The sequence below is a fragment of the Arsukibacterium sp. genome, from assembly GCF_036735525.1.
Classification (GTDB): Bacteria; Pseudomonadota; Gammaproteobacteria; order Enterobacterales; family Alteromonadaceae; genus Alishewanella.
Map to the genome: position 1 here is coordinate 1 of NZ_DAINOE010000108.1, position 8,383 is coordinate 8,383.

An 8,383-nucleotide genomic window follows, 5' to 3' on the forward strand; every position below is an offset into this window, starting at 1 on the left:
CAGTTTTTACCGTTGTTGCAACAGGCGTGGCAACGCCGGCAACGTCAAGGGGTGCGACTGGTCGGTTTACAGCTTGGCTTTAACATGCCAAACCCCGGGCAACTTTGCTTGCCATTTGAATCGCAGACATAAAAAAGCCAGCTCATTGGCTGGCTCTTTACAAATACTATCAGATTAACCGGTTACAGTGACGTTTTCAGCCTGTGGACCTTTCTGACCTTCGGTAACTTCGAAAGTTACGCGTTGACCTTCAACTAAAGTTTTACGGCCAGTACCATTGATAGCGCGGAAATGAACGAATACGTCTTTGCCGCCTTCGCGCTCAATAAAACCAAAACCTTTATCTTCGTTGAACCACTTAACTGTACCGGAAATTAACTGTGACATAACACTCTCTTACTTTAACTAAATTTGCCGTCATGCGGCGACTTAAATATTACCGGCCAAATCATCGGCCGAATAATTATTCAACTGCATTATCAGGTAAGCTGATCAAGCGGTCAACATAAATACAGGACGATAAGAAAATAACTTTAGCGGTTATTTTCAGTTAAGGCCGTACCAACTCAAAAAGGCGAAACCATAGGCTGGTCAGCGACATGATTAACAACTCTTTAAGCTACTTGAGTGTAGCAGCTAAAATGCCGAATAAATAATCAATCCGGTAATATTTTTTTACGCCGCACCACCGCCGAGCCATCATCACCGCCTTCGAAAAACTGCGGCGCACTATTTTTTGATGGGCCAGCGGCCTTTTTACGGCCAGTAGCAGATTTGCTTTTAGCTGTTGCTGCCGCGCCAGTATTTGCTTTGCCTTTGCCTGGCTTAGCCTCGGCTACCGGCGCCACACCCGTAAAGCGGGCCACTAAGCCGTCAAACTCGCTAAAACTGATACTATGGCGTAAAAAGGCTTCAATTTTTTGCAAACTGTCCCAGTCTTTCGGGCCGACAAAAGACCAGGCGGTACCTTGAGCCCCTGCCCGACCGGTGCGACCAATACGGTGCACATATTCTTCCGGGTGCTTGGGTAAATCAAAATTAATCACATGCGATACTTGCAGCAGATCAAGGCCACGCGAGGCTAAATCGGTGGTCACCAGTACCTGATGCTTACCGGCAGCAAATTGTTGCATTACTGCATTGCGCTGCGCCTGATTCAGACGGCCACTTAACCCTACCGCGCTATAACCTTGGGCAATACACACCTCTGCCAGGCGCTCCGCATCATCACGCGTTGCGGTAAAAATAATCAGCTGATTTATCTGTTCTTGCTTTAACACATAATGCAATAAGGCTTCTTTGTGGCTGAGGTTATCCGCCAGCACAAACCCCTGGGCAATATCCTGATGCGCCTGATAACCAGTACCCACGGCTACCCGAAACGGATTTTTAAGCAGCGCCAGCGCCAGTTCATCCACCTCGGCATGATCTAAGGTGGCTGAGAACAACAAAGTTTGGCGCAATCTGTGGTCGGCTGCTTTGTTGATGGCCGTTAATTGCGGCATAAAGCCCAAATCTAACATCCGGTCGGCTTCATCTAAAATCAGCATTTCCAGACCATTAATAAACACCGACTTGTGCTCTAAATGGTCTAAAAAGCGCCCTGGCGTCGCTACAATAATATCTGGCTGGCGCTTCAGGATTTTTTCCTGATCATTGAAGTTTTCACCACCAACAATCAACATGGCATTAAGCGGCGTATTGGCGACAAATAACCGTAACTGCGCATACACTTGCTTGGCCAGTTCACGGGTCGGCGCCAGGATCAGTGCCCGAGCATCGCGCTTAGCCAGCGGCCGGCTCTTTAATAAGCGCTGCATCATCGGCAGCAAATAGGCCAGGGTTTTACCCGAGCCGGTTTTAGAAGACACGATAAGATCGCGCCCTACCAGCACAGCCGGAATAGCCTCTTGCTGGATCTCGGTCGGTTTGGCAAAGCCTAAATGTTGCACTGAACGCATTAAACGTGGGTCCAGCGCTAAGTCGTTAAAGGGCAAAATGTACCTCTTGGTGTTTACTGGCTGCTGCAATAACTAGCAGAATAATACCTCTATAATACCTTAAGTCAGCGATTTGAGTTAATGCCAATTATTACGGTAGTATAGACAGCCTTAAATATGCCCGTTGTTTACCACGCCCGAAAAGAGTTCACTATGAGTAATGCCTTTAAAGAACAGCTACTAAAAGCCGGCCTGGCTGATGCCAAAAAACTGAAAGCCGCCAAAAAACAGCAGCACCAACAAAAGGTGCAGGGTGGCAAAAATGCGCCCAGGGTAAATGAAGCCAGTGTGTTAGCCGAACAGCGCCGGCAACAGCAGGTGGCACGCGATCAGGAGTTAAACCGGCAAAAGCAAGCTGAATTGCAGCAAAAAGCTATTGCCGCCCAGGTGAAACAAATGATTGAAACTAATGCCATCCAGGCCAAGGGCGAGCTGGCCTTTAATTTTGTCGATGACAAACTGGTAAAACGGCTGCATGTTAATACCAAGTTACATGACGAACTAACCCGTGGCTTGTTAGCCATTGCCAAACTGGCTGAGCAGTACTATCTGGTGCCTTCTGCTATTGCTGAAAAAATACAGCAACGCCAGCCACAAAGCATCATAGTATTAAACACCCGGCAACAAGAGGTCGCAGAAGATGACCCTTACGCCGCCTATCAGGTGCCAGACGATTTAATGTGGTAACACTGCCAGTTTATACATAAAACTATAAGGAAATAACTATGCGTCACCTTTTTACCCGGTTGTTAAGCCCCAGCCTGTTACTGGCTGCTCTATTTAGCCTCAACTTGCAGGCCGCTTCGGTTTGGCAAGTTAGTAAAGATGGCCGGCATTTTTATCTGGCAGGTACTGTCCATTTACTAAGTAAACAGGATTATCCGCTTCCAGACAGTTACGACAAAGCCTTTGCCGCCAGTGACCGCTTAGTCTTTGAAACCGATTTAGCCGAGCTGACAAGCGCCGCCGGCATGACCAAGCTTATTCAGCAAAATACCCTGCCTGCCCAAAGCACGCTTAAACAGCATTTGTCAGCAGAGGTTTATCAGCAATTAGCCGAGCATGCGCGCTCACGGCAAATCCCAATAAGTGCGATTGAATCCTTTAAGCCGGCATTTGCCTCTATGATGCTGGCAACAGTAGAACTGCAACGACTCGGTGCTGCCGAGGCCGGTGTCGATATGCACTACCTACAGTTAGCACAGCTACAGGCAAAACCGATAAGCGGTTTAGAAACTCTGGACGAGCATCTGGCAGTGATGACGGCGTTAAACGAGGTAGATGCTGATACCCTAATCATGTCGGCGTTAAAGGACATGAAAAATATTGAAACTATGCTGGAGCAAATGAAAACCGCCTGGCGTGTAGGGGACATTAGCGCACTCGAGCAGTTATTTCAGGCTGACTTAAAAGCCTTCCCTGACATGTATCAGGTGTTGCTGGTTAAACGTAACCATGCCTGGATGCCGCACTTGCAGCAACTACTGGCGCAGGATGATGTCAGCATGGTGTTAGTGGGTGCACTGCATATGGCCGGTGATGATGGCTTATTAACGCTGTTAAAGCAGGCAGGCTTTAGCCTGAAGCAGTTAAACGATTAACGAACACCCTGGCGGGCACTGACTCCCTGGGCTGTGCTAAAGCTGCGATTGAGTTGCCATTTGGGCCTTATAGGTGTTAGTGGCAACTCACGTTTACGTGCCACCAATAAGTAACAGGCACCAAAATAATGCAGATACTTTTCGGTAAAACGGTTAACCGCGGTATCCTGATAATCTTTTGCCAGCATACTGGCACAAAAAAAGCGCTGCTGCGCCACCAGCTCAAAGCCAATTAAATGCAACCAGTCGATAATCCTTGCCGCAGAAAATAACCTGCCTTGCCAGGGATAGCCGCGCATCCAGGGTAAAGTGCTGATACAGCCCACCAGGCTGTAAGGATTAAAACCAGTTAAAAATAAATAACCATCGGCAATTAATACCCTATGTGCTTCCCTGATCACATGATGTGGATCATGTTCAAACTCCAGGCATTGGCTCAACAGCACGGCATCAACACTGTGGGCCGCAACAGGCAAAGCATCGGGCCTGGCAATCAAATCACTCTGCTGCGTATCCGTGCCTAAACACAGTTGATGGCTTAATTTGCAGTCTGCGGTATCAACCTGACCGCTGAGATCACCGACTTTTAGCAAATAATAGCCAAAAACCTGCTGCCACCAGGGCTGCAGTTGTTGCGCAATAGCCCTGGCTAACGCCGGCCCTTGCATAAACTGCTGCCACTGTTGCGGAGCGCTTGACTGGTTTTCGTTCAGTGCCGGTTTCATGCTAACCTGATGTCCTGTATTGCTAAGAGTATGAGCCTATGTTGCGTGTTCAGCCACTGCCTGCCTTTGAGGATAACTACATTTGGTGCTTAAGTCAGCCCGAACATGCATTTGTTGTGGTGGTCGATCCGGGTGATGGCAATATAGTACAACAGTGGTTAACTGAACAGCAGCTGCAGCTAGCGGCCATTCTGATCACCCATCATCATAAAGACCATACTGGGGGTATTGCTATGCTGCAAGCCGCCTGGCCTGAGGTAAGAGTCATTGGCCCTCAGGCTGAAGCCGCCAGTATTCCCTGGCTAACGGAGCAGGTAGGGGCAACGGATAAGGTCGTGTTAGCTGAGCTGAATCTCAGCTTTGAGGTGTTAGCCCTACCCGGCCACACCTTAGGACATATTGGTTTTTATGTCGATGAACTGCTGTTTTGTGGTGATACCTTATTTAGTGCCGGTTGCGGTCGACTGTTTGAAGGTAGTCCGGCGCAAATGTTACAGTCACTAGAGCAACTAGCTGCCCTGCCTGGCAACACCCGGGTATATTGCACCCATGAGTACACCATGGCCAACCTGGCGTTTGCCATGACGGCAGAACCCGATAATCAGGCGTTAATGGCGTATCAGCAAAGTTGCCAGCAAAAAAGACAACAAGGTTTGCCCACCCTGCCAAGCACTCTGGCACAAGAATTAGCCATCAATCCATTTTTACGCTGTAAAAATAGAGCCTTACAACAACGTTGGCAAACAAATGACAGCCTGGCGCTGTTTACCCGCCTAAGAGCTGCCAAAGATCTGTTTAAATCCTGACTTGCAATAGTGGTCTGAACAGGTAATATGCCTGTTTTTGCCTGAGATGATGTTATGACTTTAAGAATGCCTGTATTGGTCTTATCTGCCTTTTTAACCGGCTGTGTCAGCAACTCTGTATCATTAGACGACACAGCAACCTCAGCGGACTCTAAGGCCTCCGCAGCATCAGTCAACAACGCCAACGTAAAAGCGGCCGATTTTCATAAATCTGCCGCCAGTGCCGAACAAATCGCCGCCAGATTATTAAATGGTTCGCAGTTGCAACCAGAGCCGCCACTAGATGTGACAGAGCTGGAAGATATCTGGCAACGTATTCAAAGTCAGCTGACCTTTAAAGTACCACAAACCAGACCTATCGTTGAGCAACGTAATTTTTATACCAATCATCAAAGCTATTTGGATCGGGTGGCGCTTAGGGCACAGCCATTTTTGTACTTTATTGTCGAAGAGTTGGAAAAGCGCAATATGCCGCTGGAACTGGCGCTATTACCCATAGTGGAAAGTGCTTTTGACCCCTTTGCCTACTCGCACGCCCGAGCCTCCGGTATGTGGCAATTTATGCCCGCTACCGGCAAGCGCTTTGGCTTAAAACAAAATTTCTGGTATGACGGTCGCCGTGATGTTATCGAGTCTACCGGCGCAGCCCTCGATTATCTGCAGTATCTTTACAATACGCTTGAGCATGACTGGCTTAATGCCATTGCCGCCTATAATGCCGGAGAAGGCCGAATTGGTCGCGCCGTACGAGCTAATAAAAACCGCCGTCTGCCCACCGATTTCTGGTCATTAGATTTACCGGCCGAAACAACGGCCTATGTCCCGAAACTGCTGGCATTGGTCGATATTTTAAAACGTCCGGATGACTTTAATATCGTCTGGAAATTTATTGCCAATGAACCTCGTATTGCCGTAGTAGACGTCGGCAGCCAGATTGATTTGGCACTGGCAGCAGACATGGCTGATTTATCGGTAGCTGAACTGCAAGCCTTAAACCCCGGGTTTAACCAATGGGCCACCGATCCGGACGGCCCGCACCGGCTGGTAGTGCCGCTGGATAAAGCCGAACCTTTTAGTCAGGCACTGGCCGCCACGCCTGCAGATAAACGGTTGCAATGGCAGCGTTATACCGTGGCCAGTGGCGATACGCTGGGCAAAATTGCCCAACAACATAACACCTCTGTTGCTGCTATCAGCCGTTTAAACAAACTCACCGGCAATACCATTCGTATTGGCCAGCATTTGTTGATCCCGGTGTCGGCTGATAATGCCGATCGCTATGTGTTAAGTCAGCAAAATCGCATTAATGCCGCGCAAAACCGGCCGGCCGGTAATACTCAGCTAGACTATATAGTACAAAGCGGTGATACGCTGTGGGATATCAGCCGCAAGTACAATGTTACTGTCGCTGAATTGGCACGTTGGAATGGCATGGTGCAACGAGACCCGCTGCGTCCTGGTCAAAAACTGGTGATCTGGCAGCAACAAGAACAGTTAAATAAAAAGCCTGTTACCCGTACTGTAAATTACCGGGTACGTCAGGGTGACTCTTTGGCTCGGATTGCCCAGCGCTTTAGTGTGACTGTTGCTGATATAGCACGCTGGAATAATATTAACGCTGAGCGTTTTTTACAGCCAGGTCAGCAACTTAAATTAATTGTCAATGTCACACAGGTATAATTAGTTTCTTACAGTTACAGGCTTAGACCTGCTACAGGAGTTTACATGATGCGTTTAATGCTACTGTCAACCCTACTCTGGCTGGTACCCACTGCTGCATGGGCCCAATTTGAAATTGATGGTGAAGGTAGCCTGTTACTGGCTAATGACAGAACGGTAGAGTTTGACTACGGCTTTAGTTATTATTTACAAGAAGGCCAATACCGCTTTATTGTTGGCCGGCAAAGCCTGAATGTACCCAGCGTGCCGCAAAAATATTCGCTGGCGCTGATATTGCAACAAGATAAAGCAGTCTGGGTCCCCGACTTCATTAATGACCCACTACTGGGTTTTGAACTGACCATTGATGACTATGTGATTAAACTGTATCAGGATGACAGCGCCCGTCAGGCGCCGGGCCGTTTTGTGGTCAGCTTAAATGGCGAACTGTTTCACTTTAGCCGTGGCCCGGGTCAGATTAATTTTTACTTTACTGAACAAGGCATCAAAGAAGTCAGAGTAGAAGGGATGTTTAAACCACGTCGCTAGTGCTCGTCAGGTTCTTGCTGCAACTGTAACGCCGGAATCAGTCCCGAGGCTATACACAGCAGGGGCGCCAACAATACCAACCAAAACCCTTGTACCGACAGCTGATGCCACCATACATATAGCATAGCAGTAAGCTGAAACACCAGGCCAAAGATGCCAATATAGACTAAAGCACGATTTAGCATCCTTGTTGGCATGATGCATTTTCTAAGCATAAGTAGTATGTACCATTTGTATGAAAGCCTCTGATAAACGAGGCTCTTCAATAAGATGTATTAATTTATCAAAGTCGTCTTTATTACTGGATAGCAAAAACTGTTTTACCAAAAACAGAATAAAAGACATCTTTTCAATAGCATTGTTTTCAGGTGAAGGCGTGTCCTGCCACAGTACAATATTACACAAGTCACTATCGTAGCCCCAGAGCGTTAACATATAAACACTGACAATGGTACTGTCATCAAACCCTTTTTGAATCGGCCTTGCTGCCGAAATGAGTAAAGCGGCATTATATTCTCTTTGCTCATCTGGGGCTTTATGGCTAATCACAATTAAACGCCCTATGGCACTGAAGATCGCGGCAGAAAAAACCTGATCTTGCTCCGTTCTTGTAAAACCAGATTGTTTAGCAAGTTCACGGCTCAATGCTGCATGCTTAAACGCCAAGTCTGTGAGTGCACGGTGCAATATTTCTGGTAACCTATGTTTAAATACTTCATCTACAGAATGCATCGTCACTATGGCTTCAACTAACTTAGCGCCAAGGCGGATGACACCCTCATGAATGGTAGTTGATGAACGGGAAAAGCCCAAAAAAGCCGAGTTAGCTAACTGTAAAACTTTAGCACTAAGCACAGGCTCATGCGCAAGCAGGTCGGCAATATCTGACAAATCCGTTGTCTCGCTGGCGAGCAAGGCTCTTAATTGTTGTGAGATTGCTGACTGAACGGGTAACCCTTTTATCCAGGGCAAGATCACGAACGTTTGTCGCACACTTTAGCATAATTGATTGACCGCGATCTTCAGCTGTGATCAGATACTGG

At 47.7% G+C, this 8,383-nt stretch carries 10 protein-coding genes; 5 read left to right on the top strand and 5 right to left on the bottom strand.

Annotated elements, in window-relative coordinates; genetic code table 11:
* Positions 1-174 precede the first annotated feature (174 nt).
* Positions 175-387, bottom strand: coding sequence for a cold-shock protein (locus tag V7D78_RS15180; RefSeq protein ID WP_019674773.1), 213 nt, complete (start codon positions 385-387; stop codon positions 175-177).
* 269 nt (positions 388-656) lie between these two features.
* A complete protein-coding gene (locus V7D78_RS15185) occupies positions 657-1,997 on the bottom strand; it encodes a DEAD/DEAH box helicase (RefSeq protein ID WP_333609302.1) in 1,341 nt (446 codons plus the stop codon).
* 156 nt (positions 1,998-2,153) lie between these two features.
* On the opposite strand from V7D78_RS15185, the gene V7D78_RS15190 reads away from it, so the two are divergent.
* Together V7D78_RS15190 and V7D78_RS15195 are read left to right on the top strand one after the other, a co-directional pair.
* The gene (locus V7D78_RS15190; RefSeq protein WP_333609303.1) at positions 2,154-2,687 is read left to right on the top strand and encodes a DUF2058 domain-containing protein; all 534 of its coding nucleotides are present in this window, start codon (positions 2,154-2,156) and stop codon (positions 2,685-2,687) included.
* Positions 2,688-2,725: 38 nt separating this feature from the next.
* Positions 2,726-3,601, top strand: a complete 876-nt coding sequence (locus V7D78_RS15195; RefSeq protein WP_333609304.1) for a TraB/GumN family protein — start codon at positions 2,726-2,728, stop codon at positions 3,599-3,601.
* On the opposite strand, the gene V7D78_RS15200 is transcribed toward V7D78_RS15195, so the two are convergent.
* A complete protein-coding gene (locus tag V7D78_RS15200; RefSeq protein WP_333609305.1) occupies positions 3,598-4,326 on the bottom strand; it encodes a methyltransferase domain-containing protein in 729 nt (242 codons plus the stop codon). The two genes, V7D78_RS15195 and V7D78_RS15200, sit on opposite strands and share 4 nt — an antisense overlap.
* Positions 4,327-4,364: 38 nt before the next feature.
* Between V7D78_RS15200 and gloB the strand changes: the two genes are divergently transcribed.
* The 3 genes from gloB to V7D78_RS15215 are packed head-to-tail and all read left to right on the top strand — an operon-like array spanning position 4,365 to position 7,340.
* On the top strand, positions 4,365-5,132 hold the full coding sequence (gloB, locus tag V7D78_RS15205; RefSeq protein ID WP_333609306.1) for a hydroxyacylglutathione hydrolase: 768 nt from the start codon (positions 4,365-4,367) through the stop codon (positions 5,130-5,132).
* Between the two features lie 54 nt (positions 5,133-5,186).
* Positions 5,187-6,812: a lytic transglycosylase gene (locus V7D78_RS15210; protein WP_333609307.1), complete on the top strand. Its 1,626-nt coding sequence runs from the start codon at positions 5,187-5,189 to the stop codon at positions 6,810-6,812.
* Positions 6,813-6,857: 45 nt separating this feature from the next.
* Entirely contained in the window at positions 6,858-7,340 is a 483-nt protein-coding gene (locus V7D78_RS15215; protein ID WP_333609308.1) for a hypothetical protein, read from the top strand.
* Here the strand turns inward: V7D78_RS15215 and V7D78_RS15220 are convergent.
* Positions 7,337-7,537: a hypothetical protein gene (locus V7D78_RS15220; protein WP_333609309.1), complete on the bottom strand. Its 201-nt coding sequence runs from the start codon at positions 7,535-7,537 to the stop codon at positions 7,337-7,339. The two genes, V7D78_RS15215 and V7D78_RS15220, sit on opposite strands and share 4 nt — an antisense overlap.
* Positions 7,538-7,547: 10 nt before the next feature.
* A complete protein-coding gene (locus tag V7D78_RS15225) occupies positions 7,548-8,312 on the bottom strand; it encodes an HDOD domain-containing protein (protein WP_333609310.1) in 765 nt (254 codons plus the stop codon).
* Between the last annotated feature and the right edge of the window lie 71 nt (positions 8,313-8,383).

Coding starts and splice junctions, on each gene's coding strand:
- V7D78_RS15220 (WP_333609309.1), bottom strand. CDS start 7,537: ATGCCAACAAGGATGCTAAATCGTGCTTTAGTCTATATTGGCATCTTT.
- V7D78_RS15180 (WP_019674773.1), bottom strand. CDS start 387: ATGTCACAGTTAATTTCCGGTACAGTTAAGTGGTTCAACGAAGATAAA.
- V7D78_RS15200 (WP_333609305.1), bottom strand. CDS start 4,326: ATGAAACCGGCACTGAACGAAAACCAGTCAAGCGCTCCGCAACAGTGG.
- V7D78_RS15195 (WP_333609304.1), top strand. CDS start 2,726: ATGCGTCACCTTTTTACCCGGTTGTTAAGCCCCAGCCTGTTACTGGCT.
- gloB (WP_333609306.1), top strand. CDS start 4,365: ATGTTGCGTGTTCAGCCACTGCCTGCCTTTGAGGATAACTACATTTGG.
- V7D78_RS15210 (WP_333609307.1), top strand. CDS start 5,187: ATGACTTTAAGAATGCCTGTATTGGTCTTATCTGCCTTTTTAACCGGC.
- V7D78_RS15215 (WP_333609308.1), top strand. CDS start 6,858: ATGATGCGTTTAATGCTACTGTCAACCCTACTCTGGCTGGTACCCACT.
- V7D78_RS15190 (WP_333609303.1), top strand. CDS start 2,154: ATGAGTAATGCCTTTAAAGAACAGCTACTAAAAGCCGGCCTGGCTGAT.